Here is a 17,189-nt window from a genome sequence, read left to right on the forward strand (position 1 = left end):
TCATGTCGGAGGAACGAACCATCATTGATCCCGTCACCCTGTCGGAGATGATGGGGCAGGACTTCCCGCCCACCCCGCAACAAGCGGCGGTAATCGGTGCACCGATGGAACCAATGCTTGTTGTCGCCGGTGCCGGTGCTGGTAAAACAGCGACAATGGCTGCCCGTGTCGTGTGGTTGGTCGCCAACGGCTTTATCCGACCAGAAGAAGTTCTAGGTTTGACCTTCACCAGGAAGGCAGCGCGCGAGCTCGGCGTCCGTATCCGGCAACAGCTGAATGCGCTTGCTTCCTCCGCTGCATTTCGTGCACAAGCTTCACCAGAGGTATTAGCAAGCCTCGAGGTCATTGCCCCAACCACGCTTACTTACGATGCCTATGCCTCTGAAGTCGTGAGCAATTATGGTCTTTTGCTGCCGACGGAGCCGGGAGTCACCATTATGGATGGCGCGACGCAGTGGCAGTTGGCCTGGGAAACAGCTCGCAATGTGACCGAAATTGATGTCGATATTGCACCATCAACGCTGGCCAGTCGCATTCTTGAACTGGGGTCGAACATCGACTCAAACTTGTCTACCCCGCAGGCGATTCGCGAGGAAACCGAAGCGTTCATCAGCAATATTGAGCAGACCCCGCAGAAGGGTAAACGCGAGGGGCTAATTGGCGATCTACAGGGCATCGTCGATAAGCAGCGGGAGAGATTAGAGATTTTGCCGCTGGTAGAGCAGGTTCGAGCTCGGTGCAATGAAGAAAATGTCGCCACCTTCGGTATGCAGATGGCTCGGGCGGCCCGGCTAGCCACCGACTTCGCGGAAGTCGGTGAGGAGGAGCGGCGTCGCTTTAAGATCATCATGCTCGACGAATACCAGGACACGTCGCACACACAGCGGCTGTTCCTGCGTGCGCTGTTCTCCGGTGGATGTGTCACCGCTGTCGGCGATCCGATGCAGGCAATTTATGGCTGGCGAGGAGCAACTGCCGAAAACCTTGTGCAGTTTGTCAATGATTTTCCGCGGTCGGATGGGCAGCCAGCGGAGAAAAAGCAACTGACCATTTCCTGGCGAAACCCGCAGTCAGTGCTACAGCTTGCTAACGCAGTCTCCGACCGTGCTTTTGCGGGGCAGGCTCGAACGGTAGAGGCACTGGATGCCGGTCCAAAAGCAGGTCAGGGTGAAGTGCAGCTTGCTTTCACCGCAACCGGTGAGGAAGAAGTTGCATACATCGCAGACTGCATGGAGGCGCAATTACGCGAATGTGAAGCAGCTGGCAACAAGCTCGATGCCGCTATCCTGGTTCGGACAAATGCTGAATCGGCTGTCTATTTAGATGCACTGTCTGAGCGGGGTGTGCCTGCAATCATTGTGGGACTCGCTGGATTGCTGCACTTGCCCGAGGTCATGGATATCACCTCGGTGATGAAGATATTGGTCGACCCCAGTTCAGACCAGGATGCTCTGCGTCTGCTGCTCAGCCCACAGTTCAATTTGGGTGCCGCAGACGTGGAGGCACTTCGCACTCGTGTAGACCAGCTGGCAATGGCTGGTAGGGACGAGTTGGCCCGAAAGAAGGGCAACGTCGAAGAGACTTCAGACTCCTCACCGCTTTCCCAGCTTGCTCGCCAGTATGACAAGCTCGTGGAAGATGCCGAAGCAGCATCGTCCGCGGTGGGGCTGGGGCACGCCATCGCCGACCCGGATATTCGTTTTTACGACGGCACCCCGCTGGCGCGTGGCAGTGTGGAAAAAAATGGGCGGTTGGTCTGCAGCGAGTCACTGAACTACACAGATGAAGCAATGGCGCGTATCGCACAGTTGGGTGCAAGCCTACGAAAACTACGTCGGTTCTCGCTGAATAAGCCTCTGCCGGAACTGGTCGAGGACATCGCTACTGAGTTTGGAATTCGCGTAGAAGCAGCGGCTGGACAGTACGGTTCCGCTACCGCGATAACCAGGCCGACGACTGCGCATCTGGATAGGTTTGTCGATATCGCTGCGACGTATTCGCAAAATATCTCGGACGATGTGACAGGGTTTTTGAACTATCTGGAGTTCGCTGTCGAACACGATGATGGTTTGGAACGGGCACCTATGAACATGCCGGAAAACTGCGTCCAAATCATGACTATGCACAAGTCAAAGGGGTTGGAGTGGGAAACGGTTGCTGTCCCGGGCATCACCACCAGCAAGTTCGACAGAGTTGATTTGTCATCGTGGCTCACCAATTCAGTTCAGCTTCCTCCTGGTGCAATTACCCAAGTGGATCCGCTAACGGCTAGTGCAGAAACAACAGGGGATGCAACACAGCTTCCAGCAGGCGATTGGGCTCCCGTCGCTGATTCTGTCGATAGCAATGCCCCCGAACTGGACATATCAGGCGCAGATAACCAAACCGACCTCAACAAGGTGATCAAAGCATACAAGGAAGAGCTGCGAGAAGTTGAGAGGGAAGAAAAACAGCGCCTCTTCTACGTTGCCATGACTCGCTCCGCGAAAAAGCTCATTGTCACTGCAAGCAGGCGGCCTAATCCGAGCTTGAAGAAACCCACCGACGTGTCGGCAGACTTCGCAGCCATCGCCACGCAATTCAGCGACTATGTGGTGTCGTGGGCAGATGGGGAGGACCCTGAGGTAGAGGACACGGAAGTCGATCTGGACTGCGATACTGCGGTTGATGGGGTGGTCTGGCCCGTCGATACCCTGGGCAACCGCCGAGATAGTGTGCAGCGAGCAGCCGAAAGCGTCATGCGCTACATGGGTGAAGACCAGGATGAGCGCCCCATTGCAGGTGATCTGTCTGAGGTATGGGAAACGGAAACGACCATTCTCGTGGATGAAATCCTTCGAGCTAAGGCCGCGGAGATTCATCTACCAATGCCGACAAGCATGTCCACTAGCGAATACCAAGCCATGATTGCGGATCCGGTAGCGTTTGCTCGTCGGAAAGTACGCCCGGTGCCGTTTAAGCCAAACCGATTCGCGCGCCGAGGTACGGCATTCCACGCTTGGTTGGAGAATCGCTTCGGTGCACACAGTCTGCTGGACGATGAGGATCTCTTCGGGGATCAACTGGATGACTTCCTCGGCACAGAACAAGTCGCGTCCGAACGCGAACTGGAGAAATTGAAGGCAAATTTCGAGGCATCTGAGTGGGCGGACCGCACGCCAGCGCATGTAGAGGTGCCGTTTGAAATTGCCATCGGGCAGCGGCGGGTCGTCGGCCGAATCGACGCGGTGTTTAAGGACAACGGGAAGTGGAGCGTCATTGACTGGAAGACAGGCCAGATGCCGCGTGGAAAGGAACGGGAAGTAGCGGCGCTACAGCTGGCGATTTACCGCTTGGCGTGGTCGGATAGGCTGCGTGAGATGGGAGTGGAAACGGTCCCCGAAGACATTGAAGCCGGGTTCTTCTATGTTTCGGCAGGACGAACGCTAATACCAGATGAAGCGCTACTGCCAAGCAGGATAGAGTTGGACAGGAAAATGCGCGAGCTGATTGGATAATCATCTACGTATGTAACTGCCGCGTGGCCGTGGCCAGTTATCCAGGTGAAAGCAGCAGTTTGTATGCGCTATTTTTCACCGGGAGGAGTTTTCATGAAAGGCAGGCGAGGAGCGGTTGCGTAATCCAATTCGGAAATCTTCGGGATACGAAACCGGGCTTAATGATCTCCCCGGGCATGCACTGCTGGGAGTCATTGGTCTGCCTGAGTCCGCGCCGAAGAATCCTTGGCGGCTAATCATACGTCGTTTGAACTACGCCATGTTTTTGCTGCTGATTGCATCCGTCGTGGTCTACTACGACCACGACGGATACACGGAGCCTCTCACCTTCATCGATGCGGTGTATTACTCGGCTGTCAGCCTGTCAACGACGGGCTACGGTGACATCACGCCGGTGACACAGAGAGCTCGATTACTCAATATTTTGATCATTACGCCACTGCGTGTGGCCTTCCTTGCTCTCTTGGTCGGTACTACTCTGACCGTTTTGACTCAAGAGTCTCGGAAAACCCTGCAAATTCAGCGCTGGAGGAGACAGTTGCGCAACCACACCGTCGTTATCGGATACGGCACCAAGGGTCGTTCTGCCATTGCAGCTCTTCTCGCGGACGGCGTAGATCCGGCAGAAATCGTTGTCATTGATACGGACAAGGAAGCACTCGACCACGCTTCGAATCAAGGCTTGGCGACGGTGCATGGGTCGGCTACCAAATCCGATGTACTGAAGTTAGCTGGTATTCAGCGTGCCCGCTCTATAGTCGTTGCACCGAACAAAGATGACACAGCGGTGCTGGTTACATTGTCGGTCCGTGAATTGGCGCCGGGTGCCTCAATTGTGGCCTCAGTGCGTGAATCGGAAAACCGCCACTTGTTGACGCAGTCAGGTGCAGACCAAGTGGTTATTTCTTCTGAAACCGCCGGTCGGATGTTGGGGCTGGCCACAGTGACTCCTTCGGTGGTGGAGATGATGGAAGACCTCCTGAGTCCGGATGAAGGATTCTCTGTTGCAGAGAGGCTGGTCACCGAAGAGGAAATCGGTGCCAGCCCACGGCACCTCGCGGATATTGCACTTGGCGTGGTGCGTTCGGGTGAGCTGTACCGAATTGATTCACCGGAGTGTGAGTCGGTGGAGCCAGGCGACCGACTGCTGTACGTCCGCCGTGTCTACAGCAATGACGAATAGCACTCGATCAGTTTAAAAATGGGGTCTAACAACTTTTGACTTACTCAGAGGCGGATGTGAACGAGCCGGATTATCTAGCTGGGCTGGATCCAGATCAGCGCGAGGCCGCCACGGCTCCGATGGGGCCGGTGTGCATTCTTGCCGGAGCCGGTACAGGTAAGACCCGAACAATTACTCATCGCATCAAGTACCTCATTGACCAGGGGTTTGTGCAGCCGCAGAAGGTATTAGCGGTGACATTTACCTCGCGTGCAGCAGGGGAGATGCGCGACCGCCTGGCAAAGATGGGAACGCCTGGAGTCCAGGCACGTACTTTCCACTCGGCAGCACTTCGCCAGCTGCGCTACTTCTGGCCCCAAGTCGCCGGTGATATGCCCTGGCAGCTGTTGGATGACAAGAAATTCCGTGTTGTCGCCCAAGCAGTACGCCGGGTGGGCCTGGACACCTCTAAGGAAACAATCCGAGATGTCATGGGCGAGATTGAGTGGGCGAAGGCCACTCTGGCCGGTGCGGATCAGTACCAAGCCGCGCTGCGGGAGCATGGGCGCACGGCGCCGTTGTCCGCGGAAAAAATTGTCGATTGCTATCGCGCTTACGAGGACATAAAAACCACCCCGGACGGGCTATTGCTCGACTTCGACGACCTGCTCATTCACACCGCCGGTGCGATGGAGAATTCCCGTGCAGTGGCGGAGGAATTCCGCAACCAGTATCGGTGCTTCGTCGTCGATGAGTACCAGGATGTCACCCCGTTACAGCAGCGAGTTCTCAACGCCTGGCTGGGAGACCGTGACAACCTCACAGTTGTCGGGGACGCCAACCAGACGATTTACTCCTTCACAGGTGCGACTCCGCAATACCTGATGAACTTCTCTCGGGACTACCCGGAAGCCACAGTGGTCCGCCTGCAGCGGGACTACCGATCGACCCCACAGGTCGTCGAGTTGGCCAACAATGTCATCGGCCGTGCACAGGGGCGTATCGCCGGCTCGCGGCTGAAGCTGATTGGGCAGCGTGAAGACGGCCCGGAGCCGACCTTCAACCAGTACGACGATGAGCCAATGGAAGCTCGCGCGACCGCGCGCAGCATCAAGCGACTTATCGACGCGGGTACGCCGGCATCGGAGATTGCCGTTCTGTACCGCATCAACGCACAGTCCGCAGTTTTTGAGCAGGCTTTGTCCGAGGTAGGAGTCGCCTACCAGGTTCGTGGCGGGGACGGTTTCTACCAGCGTCCCGAGATCCGCGATGCCATCGCCGCACTTGTGCGAGCTTCCCGTTCCTCACGGACTGTTCCGACATTGCAGGGCACGAATCTATTGGATTTGGTTAAGCAGGTTTTCGCGGGTCTTGGCATGACTGACCAAGAGCCGGAAGGCGCTGGTGCCAGGGAACGTTGGCAGTCACTACGCGCCCTATTTGACCTGTGTAAGGACATCGTTCACGCCAACACCGAGGTCAATATCCAGGCGCTCCTCGGCCAATTGCACACTCGGCAGCAGGCCAAACATCCGCCGACGCTGGATGGCGTGACGCTGGCTAGCCTGCATGCAGCCAAGGGGCTGGAGTGGGATGCGGTGTTCCTCGTTGGGCTTACCGACGGTTCGCTGCCTATTCAACATGCGCTGAATAAATTCGACCGATCTCCTGTACAGGGGGCGGAAGCCATCGAAGAAGAGCGCCGTCTGTTCTATGTCGGCATTACTCGAGCCCGCGAACATCTGGAGCTATCTTGGTCATTGTCGCGGACAGAAGGCGGCCGCAGGTCACGTCGCCGCACACGATTCCTCGATGAACTAGACATTGATGTCTCTGACTACTCGGCTGAGTCACAGCGAAGCTCAAGGAGCACGAGTTCCCGCAGTAAGCGTCGGCCATCCAAACAGTGCAAGGGCTGCACTAAGCCATTGCACACCGATGCGGAGCGGATCTCGGGGCGCTGTGAAGAGTGCCCGGTCAGTGCGGATCCTGCACTACTGGAAGCATTGCGTGCATGGCGTCTGGAAATGTCGAGGGAAATGACCGTCCCCGCATTCGTGATCTTCTCCGACGCGACCCTTCTGGCCATTGGTGAGCAGCAGCCGACTACGCCGGAGGAACTTCTGCAAATTCCCGGAATTGGAGAAGCGAAGCTCAATCATTTCGGCGAAGGCATCTTGGGAATCGTCAATTCTTTTGTGAATTCCTAGTCAGATTCTGCTCAACACACTTCGAATTACATGAACTGCATCTGTGAGTTTCCATGACCACATACTGGGCACTGCGGGTGGGGAGCAACAGTAGTGCGGGTGATATCGAGGCTTTCCAGATCTATGCGCACCTCCGTTGCACATAGATCTGAGAGATCCGGCCGCCGCAGCTGCCCAACCAACAGCGGCACCGCTGTGTTCAGCCATTCCGGTGCGGCCACGGGTGTAAAAGTGCGAAGCTGTAGCGCAATCAGTGCCCGGACGGGGTCGCGGTCTCGTCGATAAGCTTCGAAACACATCGAGCAGGGTCCTTGACCTGGATGAACAAGCGGCCCAAGAATCAGTGATCCATCGCGGAAATGCGTGTGCAGATGCTCAATTCCACGATGAAACAGAGCGCGAACCAAGGGCATGCTCGGTACTTCCATGCCCGTGACCACCGCGAGCCCGATGTCTTCCGGCGTGGATTGAGATATTTTCAGTGTCGCATTGCGAGTGGGTGACATTGACGTCGTCCAACTACCACAGCCCGTGCGACGAAGTTCTTTTAAAAGTCCGGTGCGCAAACTGTCCCGACCGATTAGCGTAATCCTCCGCCGTGTCGGGGGTTTTTGGACCAGTGCGGCTCGGTGAAGGTCGGAGATAAGTGCGGTAATGAACTGCGGTGACAGTTTGCCGTGACTGTCAGCAAAGGCCTCGCTTAAGGTGCTACCTCTATGAGCTGCAAGAAGCGCCGAGAAGACAGGTCCCGGCGGGGTGTCATCGGAAAGCGGCAGAATCATGCTGCGCTCCGGTTCCACGCCGAACTGAATCCGCGCGCCTGGGCGCATGATAATCGGTATCTCCGGCCGCAGCGCGTAGTCCGTGGCAGGCGCTGCAAGTGTTTGTGCCGCGGATGCGTCCGAACCTATTACGCCAGCCGTACCATCCCGCCCCCGAGACGTATCCCTGTATTCCCCCATAAAAATATCTTTTACCCCGGGGCCAGGTTTTACGCAATCGCAGCGCAGAGCATATACGCTTAAAAAGCATGAGCACCAAGCGACCTGAGTACGGCCCGGATGTTGAGGTTCGGCGCTCGAAGCGCCGCCGCCGTACTGTGTCCGCCCGCGCGGAGGGAAACCGGATCATTGTCATGGTTCCGGATGATCTCAGCGCCGCTGCGGAAAAACAGCAGGTCAATGAAATTGTTGCGCGAGTGCGGAAAAAAGTTGGCAGCAACCTGGATAATTCCGAGCTGGAGCGCCGCGCACGGCTGCTCTCTCGTACGGTGCTGGAAGATCGCCCGCGGTTCGAATCAATCAAATGGGTCAAGAATATGTCGCGCAGGTGGGCATCGGTCACTGGCGGCGTCGATAGTCCTGGGCGCATTCGCATTTCGCACCGGCTTGCCGACGTCCCGGGGTACGTCCTCGACGACGTCATTGTGCACGAACTGGTGCACACTTTCGTCGACGGTGGTCATACCGAAGAGTTCTGGTATTGGGCGGCAAAAGCCCCGTACCACGAACGGGCACGGGGCTATTTAGAGGCGTATCAGCGCTGGGGAACCCAGAGCTAACTCGCTACTTATCGTCGTCGGCGTCGCCAGAATTGTCCTCGCCGGTGTCGCTGTCCTTGCCCTCAGCCGCGCGCTTTTCGGCTTCTTTGCGCAGCTGTTCTTCAAGCTCTGCGATCGGGTCGAAGTCATCGTTGTCCGAGCCGCCTAGAACCGAGTCAATAAAGGCCGCGGGTTCATCCAAATCCTCTGCCACGGGCAGGAAGTCCGGGTGATCCCAGACCTTGTCGCGGCGCTCGATGCCCACAGCGGTGGTCAGGCGGTGCCACAAGTTGGTTGCCTCACGCACCTTGGGGGAGCCGAGGTCAATGCCGGTGGCCTTCTCCAACGCCTGTTCAGCACCTTCGGTGGCGCGGCGACGACGCCAGGCTTCATCCAGTTGTGCGGCACCCGGTAGCCGCTCACCGAGGGCATCGGTGACAACCATGTCCACCCACCCTTCGACCAGTGCTAGCAGCGTCTGGAAACGAGTACGAGCATTCTCGTTACGAGAACGAATCTTCGGGCTCAGATCCATATTCTGCAGCTCGCTCATAGCTTCCTGCATACGCTGCGGATCCTGCATGTTCTCAATATCCAGACCGCGGGCGGCCTCTTCAATCGCGGAGTAGTCGATGACGATGCCGGCGGCGTACTCCTCGACAGAGGAAATCATGCGTTCAGCCAGCCATGGCACACGGTCGAAGAGACGCTGGTGGGCAGCTTCGCGGGCAGTGGCGTAGATAAACAGATCGCGCGCTGGAACCTCGAGTTCCTCCGCGAGAGCTACGAGATGCGTTGGCAGCAGTACCGCCGCACCAGTGGTGTGTAGCGGCAGTCCGAGGTCAGAGCCAGTCAGGCTCGTCTGTGCCAACTCAGCTAGCGCATTTCCTAGCTGCGTACCGAAACTCATCGAGTTCATCTGTCGCATGATGCCCAGCATCGGGCCCATCATCTCGCGAGCTTCCTCTGGAACGCCCTCGAGAGAGGCATCACTCATGCGGCTGGCGACGGGATCGACAAGGCGAGTCCATGTCGACTTGGTGTTCTCCAACCACTGCAGGCTATTCCACGCTTCTACGCGGTTGACACCAGCGGGAAGGGAGGTGACGTCGTCTAGCCACAGTTCGGCCAGGCGCAAGGAATCAGTCAGCGCCTCGCGGGCTGAGTCCTTCACTGGAGCCGGGGTGCCAAGACGGGTCCGTGCAACGCGCTCGGCCGCGTCGTAGTTGACAGGGCCAGAGTTAGACTCCTGGAATCGCTGCCCCATGCCGGAGAACATCTCGCCGAACTGGTTGAGAATATCGCCCAAGTTCGGCTGGTCCCCCTTGCCGGAGGCACCGCTGCCGGGTTGCCCGGGGCCGCCGAAACCGAAGCCACCGGCGCCGCCCATGCCGCCGAAGGGAAACCCAAAGAAACCGAAAGGACCGCCCTGGCCGCCCTGGCCGCCCTGACCGGAGTCATTGTTGCCAGCGTCGTCGCGATCGTCATCATTGTCGTTCGGACCAAAGCCAAATCCGTTAGAACTCATGCTCCCACCGTACCGGGCAATGACCCGCGTGAGTACTTAAAAGCACCACTTTATTGGCAACTTCGCGCCCAGCGAACAGACACGGACAAGATTCATCAGGTGTCCAGTAGGCAGACAGCGAGAATGTAGGGTGTTATTTGTGAATCGTCGTACCCAAACTCTTGTCGCGGGCGCTGTGCCCATCGCCGCGTTGGCAACTGTGCTTTCGCTGCCAACGCTGACAGTGCCCTATGCCGCGCAGGGGCCTGGCCCGGTCTTCGATGTCCTCAGCGATGTCGAGGGAAAGAGCATCATCTCGGTCAGCGGCAGTGCTGCGGACTCCGAACGCTCTAAGGGCACGCTGGATATGACAACCGTCGCAGTCAGGCATAACCTGACACTGCCGCAGGTCATAGGCCTGTGGTTCGATCGTGACAACGATATCGTCCCCATTGAGGCGGTATTCCCTCCGGGCCAGAGCCAGGACGAGGTGGAAGAGGAGAACAAAGCTGCATTCACCGAGTCGGAGGCCAACGCCACCTCCGCTGCGCTGGCACATCTCGGGTTGCCGATGGAAGTCACCGTCGCCTACACAGTGCCGGATAGCCCCGTTGATGGGCGACTGCATGAAGACGATGTGATTCTCGCAGTGGATGGGGTGGCAGTAAGCAAGCCTGAGCAAGTCAAGGCGATTATTGCCGGACGCAACCCGGGCGATACTGTCACGTTGAGGGTCAAGCCTGCGACCGTCGATAAGCAGAAGGTTGCTAAGAGCGAGGACTCTGACCCCGAGAAAGCCGTCGATATTTCTGTGACACTGGCGGAAAACCCGCATCAGAAGAATGCCGCGCTGCTCGGCGTCGGGATGGGGGCGCAATCCGCGGACGACACCAAGGTTGAGTACCAGCTCAGCGGCATTGGAGGTCCGTCGGCAGGTCTCATGATGACGCTCGGAGTGATCGACAAGCTGAGTCCAGGCGATCTGACCGAGGGGCAGCACCTCGCTGGCACCGGCACTATTGACGCTGCCGGCAACGTGGGCGAAATCGGTGGCATTACACACAAAATCTCGGCCGCCCGAGATGAGGGCGCCGAGATGTTCTTCGTGCCGGAAGGCAATTGCGCAGAAGCGGTGACTGCCGACCGAGGCGATATGAAGTTGGTAAAGGTCTCTGTGCTTGACGACGCGCTTGCGGCAATCGAAAAGCCGGAGACCGCGCAGACCTGCTCGTAGGTTTTGCCGTAGCCCCTACGAGCAGCTGCTAGTTTGAGCTAGTTCTTGCTGAAGGCCTCGAAGTCCTGCTGAGACTGCCATTTATCGATCTCTGCAGCCGTTGCGCGCAGCTGCGGGTCAAATTTGAGGTAGGCCTTTGTCTCGCGCGCAATGAGCCCGGACAGGACAATCAGACCGATGAGGTTCGGCAGCGCCATCAGACCGTTGAGAGCCGAGGCGACGGACCAGACGGTTTCCAGATGAGTAACAGCGCCGACGAAGACCACGCAGGTGAAGGCCGCACGGTAGAGGCCGGTGCCGCGGCGACCGACCAGGGACTCGAATGCGCGCTCACCGTAGTAGGACCAGCCCAGCATGGTGGAAAATGCGAAGAAGACAACCGACAGCGTGACAATAGTGCCACCCCAGTGGCCAGGCAGACCGCGGGAGAATGCCTCAGCAGTCAGAGCGCCAGTGTCGACGTTGCCATCCTGCCAAACACCGGTGCTGATGATAACCAGGCCGGTGAAGGACACGACGATGATGGTGTCAATGAAGGTCTGAGTCATGGAGACCAGACCCTGACGAACCGGGTGAGTAGTCGATGCGGCGGCAGCGGCGATAGCGCCGGAACCCAGGCCCGACTCGTTGGAGAACAGACCGCGGGCAACACCCATCTGCAGGGCGAGAATCAGCGTGGAGCCTGCGAACCCACCAACGGCCGCGGTGCCGGTGAAAGCATCGGTGAAGATGAGCTTAAAGGTCTCAGGCAGCGCCGAAACATTGGCGACGAGCACCCACACGGCCGCACCGATGTAGAGCACAATCATCATCGGCACAAAGCTGGCGGTGATGCGGCCAATCGACTTAATGCCGCCCATCAGAGCTGCGCCCACCAGAATGAACATGATCATGCCGGAGAGCGTCGGATCGATGTCGAAGCTGTTTTCCAGGTTCGAGGCCACGGCATTGCCCTGGGTCAGGTTGCCGATGCCAAAGGCTGCCAGCGCTGCGAAGACGCCGAAGAGAATGCCCAGTGTCTTACCAAAACCATTCGGGATGGCCTTGCGCAGGTAGTACTGCGGACCACCGGACTGTTCGCCAGCTGAATCGACCTGACGGTACTTTACACCCAGGAATGCCTCGGAGTACTTCGATGCCATACCTAGCAGGCCGGTCACCCACATCCAGAACAGCGCACCGGGGCCACCCAGACCGATCGCGGTAGCGACACCGACAATGTTGCCGACACCGACAGTCGCCGCGAGAGCCGTCGCAAGCGCCTGGTAGTTGGTGATATCTCCCTCGGCATCTTCGTCGCTACGGTCGATGAGTCCGAGGCGCAGTGCCGGGCCGAGTTTGACCAGGTGAATTGCACCCAGGCGAATGGTCAAAATGATTCCGGTGCCAATCAGCGCGGGGATCAGGAGATACGGACTCCAAATAAAACTATCCGCCGCTGAGGCAAAATCGCTGAAGCTTTCCATGCTGTGGAACTTTACTGGTAGAAAGCCTAAACCCGATCATTAAATTCTCAGAAAATGATCATTGTGCTACTAATTCGCCACAACTGGGGGTAAACACATTCCGGCGAAAGCAAAGATTATTCCGCCAATCAGTGTGAGAGCAACGTACCCACATGGCCTCCAAAAGTGTTGGTCCTTAAGGCGTACGATCTCTCCGGCGAGCGTCGACCACGTCGACAGGCCGCCGGCGAAGCCAATCATTACCGTCGCATAGGCCAGGGCAGACGTCATGCCATTGCTTATCGACGTTCCCCGCGACCACACCACAGCAGCGACACCGGCGACGAAGCAGGCAATCATATTCGCGGTCCACGTTCCGGGAAGTTTGGAATCAGCCCACTTCACCGCAAGTTCGGCCAGCGTATAGCGCAGCGCTCCACCTACAGCGGCGCCAACTGCGATAGCGAGAATGGCAGAGAGCGCCGAGGGAAAAGAACTGAGGAGATCGCCGGTCATTCCGCGACCTCCCGTGAGCACTTGGTGCCCAGCCAGTAGGCGAGAGGGCAGCACAGCAGGTGAATAAGTCCAACGCTCACAATCAGCACTACTGACGTGTCCGCCTGTGCCAACAAAAGAATGATAAATGCGGAGAAAGTGGTGAAACCGCCACAAAAGCCAGTACCGCAGAAAGCGGAAAGCCGAGGATTAGCAAACGCAATACTGCTGACCAGACCGAAGAGAAAGCAGCCCAACAAGTTGATGACAGTGGTCGAAACTGCGCTAATTCCCGAACTCACAATCGCATCGACTGCCGCGCTGAGCAGAAAGCGACTTACTGCGCCAATAGCGGCACCGCCGGCCACAACCAGGGCCATGAGAACCTGCGCTTGTCCTGCTGATGGCAGTTTCGCAGCGACAGATTCCTCATTCACGGTGAAAACGCTAGCACAGTGGCGAAAGGGGAGGTAAGCGCCGGCAATTCGGAATCTTTCACCAGGAGGTGTTCCCGTCGGCACGCGACAATCTACCTACTGCACCCTATTGCAGGGGCGAGTTTGCCTTACCGAGTGGTTCTTGCCATGCGCGCTGACCCTAAAACGGGGACACTGGGGAAGAGGAAGCGCATTTAAGTCCGGTTTCCCCATTCCGGCCGGCTCGTCGGCGGTGAAATCGGTGGTTGCGCAATTCGCCGATTCAGCAGGAGGATACCCACAATGGCTCATGAGCGCGCCGGGCAATTGGCCCAGCCATCCGACCTTATCGATGTCGCGGAACTGGTCACTGCCTACTACACAAAGCACCCGGACCCGAATAACCCCGACCAGAAGGTCGTCTTCGGTACTTCTGGTCACCGCGGTTCCTCCCTCGACGGCGCTTTCAACGAAGACCACATTCATGCCACCACCCAGGCAATCGTGGATTACCGCAAGGGCCAGGGCATTGAAGGTCCGCTCTACGTCGGTCGCGATACCCACGGCCTGTCCGAGCCGGCAATGATTTCCGCCCTCGAGGTGCTCACGGCCAACGGCGTCACCGTGATGGTTGACGCTCAGGATCGCTACACGCCGACTCCGGCCGTCAGCCACGCGATTCTGACGTACAACCGCGACGTGGAGGGAGGTCCGACGGGTAGTAGTTCCGCGCGTGCCGACGGCATCGTTATTACCCCTTCGCACAATCCGCCACGGGATGGTGGTTTTAAGTACAACCCTCCGACTGGTGGTCCGGCGGACGCGGATGCGACGGACTGGATCGCAGCCCGCGCCAATGAATACCTGGCTAAAGGCCTGGATGGGGTTAAGCGCCAGCTGGTGGATAAGGCAGGAGACCTCGTCGTAAAGCACGACTACCTCAATGCATACGTGTCGGATCTGCCGAATGTTGTCAACCTCGACGCCATCCGTGATGCCGGCGTGCATATCGGCGCTGACCCAATGGGTGGTGCGTCGGTGGATTACTGGGGCGCAATTGGCGAGGCGCATAATCTAAATCTGACTGTGGTCAATCCGCTGGTTGATGCGACCTGGCGTTTTATGACGCTGGATACAGACGGCAAGATTCGTATGGACTGCTCTTCGCCGAATGCGATGGCGTCCCTGATTGGTAACCGCGATAAGTTTGACATCTCCACCGGCAATGACGCGGACTCCGATCGCCACGGAATTGTGACACCGGACGCGGGCCTGATGAACCCGAACCACTACCTGGCCGTTGCCATTGATTACCTCTTCGCACATCGCCCGGGCTGGTCGCAGGACACCGCGGTCGGCAAGACGCTGGTGTCCTCATCGATGATCGACCGCGTCGTTGCCAACTTGGGTCGCCAGCTCGTGGAAGTACCAGTTGGCTTTAAGTGGTTCGTCCCGGGTCTGCTCGGCGGCACTATCGGCTTCGGTGGTGAAGAATCCGCCGGTGCATCGTTCCTGCGTCACGACGGCACTGTGTGGTCTACCGATAAGGACGGCATTATCCTGGACCTCCTGGCCAGCGAGATCAAGGCCGTGACCGAGAAGACTCCATCGCAGCTCTACGCAGAGCTCGCCGATAAGTACGGTGCCCCGGCTTACGCCCGCACCGATGCGGACGCAACCCGTGAGCAGAAGGCAATCTTGAAGAAGCTCTCGCCGGAGCAGGTCAAGGCCGACACCCTGGCTGGGGAGACCATCACAGCCAAACTGACCGAAGCGCCGGGTAACGGAGCTGCGATTGGTGGCCTCAAGGTGGTTACGGAGAACGCTTGGTTCGCAGCACGTCCGTCGGGCACCGAAGATAAGTACAAGATTTACGCGGAGTCCTTCAAGGGGGCGGATCACCTGGCACAGGTTCAGGCTGAGGCGCAAGACGTGGTCTCGGCAGTTCTGAACGGGTAATCGGTAGCCGTTGGGCTAGCTGTAAACAGTTAGCCTGTACTAATATTTCTGCGTATGAAGAAATTCGTAGGCGTGGTGGCCCGATTCGGCCTGGCTGCAGTTTGGTTGTACTCGGGTCTTATCAAACTGCTGAACCCGCTGGAATCGCGTCAGGCAGTGCAAGCTTATGAGCTGCTGCCGAGCGACTTGGTGCCGATGGTAGCGGTTGCGCTGCCCGCCTTCGAAGTCATCCTGGGACTCTTACTGGTATTGGGGCTTTTCTTGCGTCCGGTAGCAGTATTGTCGGGGGCGCTCTTGCTGGTGTTCATCGGAGGCATTATCTCGGCGTGGGCGCGCGGCCTGCAGATTGACTGCGGTTGCTTTGGTGGCGGTGGCTACGACGAGAACGCTGGCCCCGCTACGTATCTGACGGAAATCGCCCGAGATATAGGTTTTCTGGCCTTGGCGGTATTTGTGTACGTGTGGCCGTGGAAGAAATTTGCCATTTACGCCTAGCCCGCTGGCTAGAGAGGAAGCCTAGGGGATAGGTCAGAGGGATGGGGCCGGGTGATGGGCCTAGCGATGGGGTCTAGCAACCATTTCCGTTTTCTCAGGCACAATTGTGTCATTGGCAAGAAAACACCGCTATCGTAAGCGGTGTGAGTCAGAAGATTAAGAACCCAAATGAAAAGGGCAATGGCTTCGTCGTCGGCCTGATTGCCCTTCTTGCTGTCGTTGCAGTTGTTATCGGCGGAGTTATCTACATCGGCCGGTCGCAGCCGATTGAGGGACTTCCAGATGAGGACGTCGACTTCTCCGTCGCACTCGACGGCGATGTCATCCGGCTAAGCAAGGATGGCGCCGAAGGGGCTAAGACGGCCACAATTTTTGAGGACTTCTCGTGCCACTACTGCGCTCAGATGAGCGAAGAGGGCCACGATGATGAGCTCAAGGCGCTAAACGACGGCAAGCTTGTCGCGGAATACCGCACGCTGAACTTCCTGGATGGTCAGGAGAAGGAGCAGCGTGACGGTCACTCCACTCGCGTCTACGCGATTGCCCGCAAGATTGCTGAGACCGGTGATGCTCGCGCATATTGGAACTTCCACACAATGATGATGGCTGACCAGCAGAACTCCGTCACGTGGAGCAATGACGAGCTGGCTGACCGTCTGGAGCAGCTCGGTGTCGCTGACGAAATTGTCAGCGAAGTCCGCTCCGGCATCGACACCACCGAGGCCAAGGCAAGCGCAAACGCTAACTTCGATGACCTTGAGAAGCGCTTGGGCAAGGTTTCCTCGCCGCATGTCTTTGTCGATGGCAAGGATATTCTGGAGAACATTTCCGGTGATGGCGGACTGGGGCAGTGGGTCAAGGTGGCCCTGCGCTAGGATCCGTGCACGCTTACATGATTCATCTTCAGTTCATGTTCGGCAGATCCGCTCTGGGGTACTCGGCGAATGCGTAAAAGAGTGTTCTACATGCGGATTTGGTGATACATGACAGTGCCATGTAGCCTTTGAGGAGTCCACAGCGGAGGGTGAAAGCCACTTCGATGTTGATTCTGGGGCTATGGCGCAGCTGGTAGCGCATCACACTGGCAGTGTGGGGGTCACGGGTTCGAGTCCCGTTAGCTCCACCAGTATGAAATCCCTCGGTCGAAATGACCGGGGGTTTTCTTGTATCTGCCCTGGGTAGTGTGCTCGCCGTTTAGGGTTAAGTAGCAAAAAGTGTGTCCGCTCGGC

Annotated in this window: 13 protein-coding genes and 1 tRNA gene; 9 read left to right on the forward strand and 5 right to left on the reverse strand. The window is 57.8% G+C overall.

The genetic code is table 11. The features are described from left to right. Positions 1 to 2: 2 nt before the first annotated feature. From HMPREF2787_RS01415 to HMPREF2787_RS01425, 3 genes are all read left to right on the forward strand, one after another. Complete coding sequence (locus HMPREF2787_RS01415) at positions 3 to 3,497, forward strand: ATP-dependent helicase (RefSeq protein WP_070858164.1); 3,495 nt, start codon at positions 3 to 5, stop codon at positions 3,495 to 3,497. 115 nt (positions 3,498 to 3,612) lie between these two features. Beyond that, on the forward strand, positions 3,613 to 4,680 hold the full coding sequence (locus HMPREF2787_RS01420; RefSeq protein WP_070858165.1) for a potassium channel family protein: 1,068 nt from the start codon (positions 3,613 to 3,615) through the stop codon (positions 4,678 to 4,680). A 119-nt stretch (positions 4,681 to 4,799) separates the two neighbouring features. Further along, positions 4,800 to 6,869, forward strand: coding sequence for an ATP-dependent DNA helicase UvrD2 (locus HMPREF2787_RS01425; RefSeq protein WP_070858183.1), 2,070 nt, complete (start codon positions 4,800 to 4,802; stop codon positions 6,867 to 6,869). 26 nt (positions 6,870 to 6,895) lie between these two features. On the opposite strand, the gene HMPREF2787_RS10815 is transcribed toward HMPREF2787_RS01425, so the two are convergent. After that, positions 6,896 to 7,699: a TOMM precursor leader peptide-binding protein gene (locus tag HMPREF2787_RS10815; RefSeq protein ID WP_083326619.1), complete on the reverse strand. Its 804-nt coding sequence runs from the start codon at positions 7,697 to 7,699 to the stop codon at positions 6,896 to 6,898. A gap of 200 nt (positions 7,700 to 7,899) precedes the next feature. Between HMPREF2787_RS10815 and HMPREF2787_RS01430 the strand changes: the two genes are divergently transcribed. Further along, positions 7,900 to 8,430 (forward strand): YgjP-like metallopeptidase domain-containing protein, encoded by a 531-nt coding sequence (locus HMPREF2787_RS01430; RefSeq protein ID WP_016422236.1) that lies wholly within the window; start codon positions 7,900 to 7,902, stop codon positions 8,428 to 8,430. A gap of 4 nt (positions 8,431 to 8,434) precedes the next feature. On the opposite strand, the gene HMPREF2787_RS01435 is transcribed toward HMPREF2787_RS01430, so the two are convergent. Further along, on the reverse strand, positions 8,435 to 9,937 hold the full coding sequence (locus HMPREF2787_RS01435; RefSeq protein WP_048733330.1) for a zinc-dependent metalloprotease: 1,503 nt from the start codon (positions 9,935 to 9,937) through the stop codon (positions 8,435 to 8,437). Positions 9,938 to 10,076: 139 nt separating this feature from the next. Here HMPREF2787_RS01435 and HMPREF2787_RS01440 point away from each other — a divergent pair, with 139 nt between their 5' ends. Next, positions 10,077 to 11,150, forward strand: a complete 1,074-nt coding sequence (locus HMPREF2787_RS01440) for a YlbL family protein (RefSeq protein WP_070858166.1) — start codon at positions 10,077 to 10,079, stop codon at positions 11,148 to 11,150. A gap of 38 nt (positions 11,151 to 11,188) precedes the next feature. Here the strand turns inward: HMPREF2787_RS01440 and HMPREF2787_RS01445 are convergent, their stop codons facing one another. The 3 genes from HMPREF2787_RS01445 to HMPREF2787_RS01455 form a co-directional block, all read right to left on the reverse strand. Next, positions 11,189 to 12,616, reverse strand: coding sequence for an alanine/glycine:cation symporter family protein (locus HMPREF2787_RS01445; protein WP_070858167.1), 1,428 nt, complete (start codon positions 12,614 to 12,616; stop codon positions 11,189 to 11,191). Positions 12,617 to 12,685: 69 nt separating this feature from the next. Next, positions 12,686 to 13,111 (reverse strand): fluoride efflux transporter FluC, encoded by a 426-nt coding sequence (locus HMPREF2787_RS01450; protein ID WP_070858168.1) that lies wholly within the window; start codon positions 13,109 to 13,111, stop codon positions 12,686 to 12,688. Continuing rightward, a complete protein-coding gene (locus HMPREF2787_RS01455; RefSeq protein WP_246824133.1) occupies positions 13,108 to 13,527 on the reverse strand; it encodes a fluoride efflux transporter FluC in 420 nt (139 codons plus the stop codon). Before HMPREF2787_RS01455 ends, HMPREF2787_RS01450 begins: the two co-directional genes overlap by 4 nt. A 282-nt stretch (positions 13,528 to 13,809) precedes the next feature. Between HMPREF2787_RS01455 and pgm the strand changes: the two genes are divergently transcribed. The 4 genes from pgm (at position 13,810) to HMPREF2787_RS01475 (ending at position 17,086) form a co-directional block, all read left to right on the forward strand. Continuing rightward, a complete protein-coding gene (gene pgm, locus HMPREF2787_RS01460) occupies positions 13,810 to 15,465 on the forward strand; it encodes a phosphoglucomutase (alpha-D-glucose-1,6-bisphosphate-dependent) (RefSeq protein ID WP_070858170.1) in 1,656 nt (551 codons plus the stop codon). A 54-nt stretch (positions 15,466 to 15,519) separates the two neighbouring features. Then, on the forward strand, positions 15,520 to 15,960 hold the full coding sequence (locus HMPREF2787_RS01465; RefSeq protein WP_070858171.1) for a MauE/DoxX family redox-associated membrane protein: 441 nt from the start codon (positions 15,520 to 15,522) through the stop codon (positions 15,958 to 15,960). Between the two features lie 143 nt (positions 15,961 to 16,103). Continuing rightward, on the forward strand, positions 16,104 to 16,835 hold the full coding sequence (locus HMPREF2787_RS01470) for a DsbA family protein (RefSeq protein ID WP_070858172.1): 732 nt from the start codon (positions 16,104 to 16,106) through the stop codon (positions 16,833 to 16,835). Positions 16,836 to 17,010: 175 nt separating this feature from the next. Continuing rightward, a tRNA-Ala gene (locus HMPREF2787_RS01475) sits at positions 17,011 to 17,086 on the forward strand. Positions 17,087 to 17,189: the final 103 nt, after the last annotated feature.

Origin of the sequence: Corynebacterium sp. HMSC061H03 (assembly GCF_001838215.1) — a bacterium.
Lineage (GTDB): Bacteria > Actinomycetota > Actinomycetes > Mycobacteriales > Mycobacteriaceae > Corynebacterium > Corynebacterium jeikeium_D.

Coding starts and splice junctions, on each gene's coding strand:
- HMPREF2787_RS01415 (WP_070858164.1), top strand. CDS start 3: ATGTCGGAGGAACGAACCATCATTGATCCCGTCACCCTGTCGGAGATG.
- HMPREF2787_RS01425 (WP_070858183.1), top strand. CDS start 4,800: ATGGGGCCGGTGTGCATTCTTGCCGGAGCCGGTACAGGTAAGACCCGA.
- HMPREF2787_RS10815 (WP_083326619.1), bottom strand. CDS start 7,699: ATGCGCCCAGGCGCGCGGATTCAGTTCGGCGTGGAACCGGAGCGCAGC.
- HMPREF2787_RS01430 (WP_016422236.1), top strand. CDS start 7,900: ATGAGCACCAAGCGACCTGAGTACGGCCCGGATGTTGAGGTTCGGCGC.
- HMPREF2787_RS01435 (WP_048733330.1), bottom strand. CDS start 9,937: ATGAGTTCTAACGGATTTGGCTTTGGTCCGAACGACAATGATGACGAT.
- HMPREF2787_RS01445 (WP_070858167.1), bottom strand. CDS start 12,616: ATGGAAAGCTTCAGCGATTTTGCCTCAGCGGCGGATAGTTTTATTTGG.
- HMPREF2787_RS01450 (WP_070858168.1), bottom strand. CDS start 13,111: ATGACCGGCGATCTCCTCAGTTCTTTTCCCTCGGCGCTCTCTGCCATT.
- pgm (WP_070858170.1), top strand. CDS start 13,810: ATGGCTCATGAGCGCGCCGGGCAATTGGCCCAGCCATCCGACCTTATC.
- HMPREF2787_RS01465 (WP_070858171.1), top strand. CDS start 15,520: ATGAAGAAATTCGTAGGCGTGGTGGCCCGATTCGGCCTGGCTGCAGTT.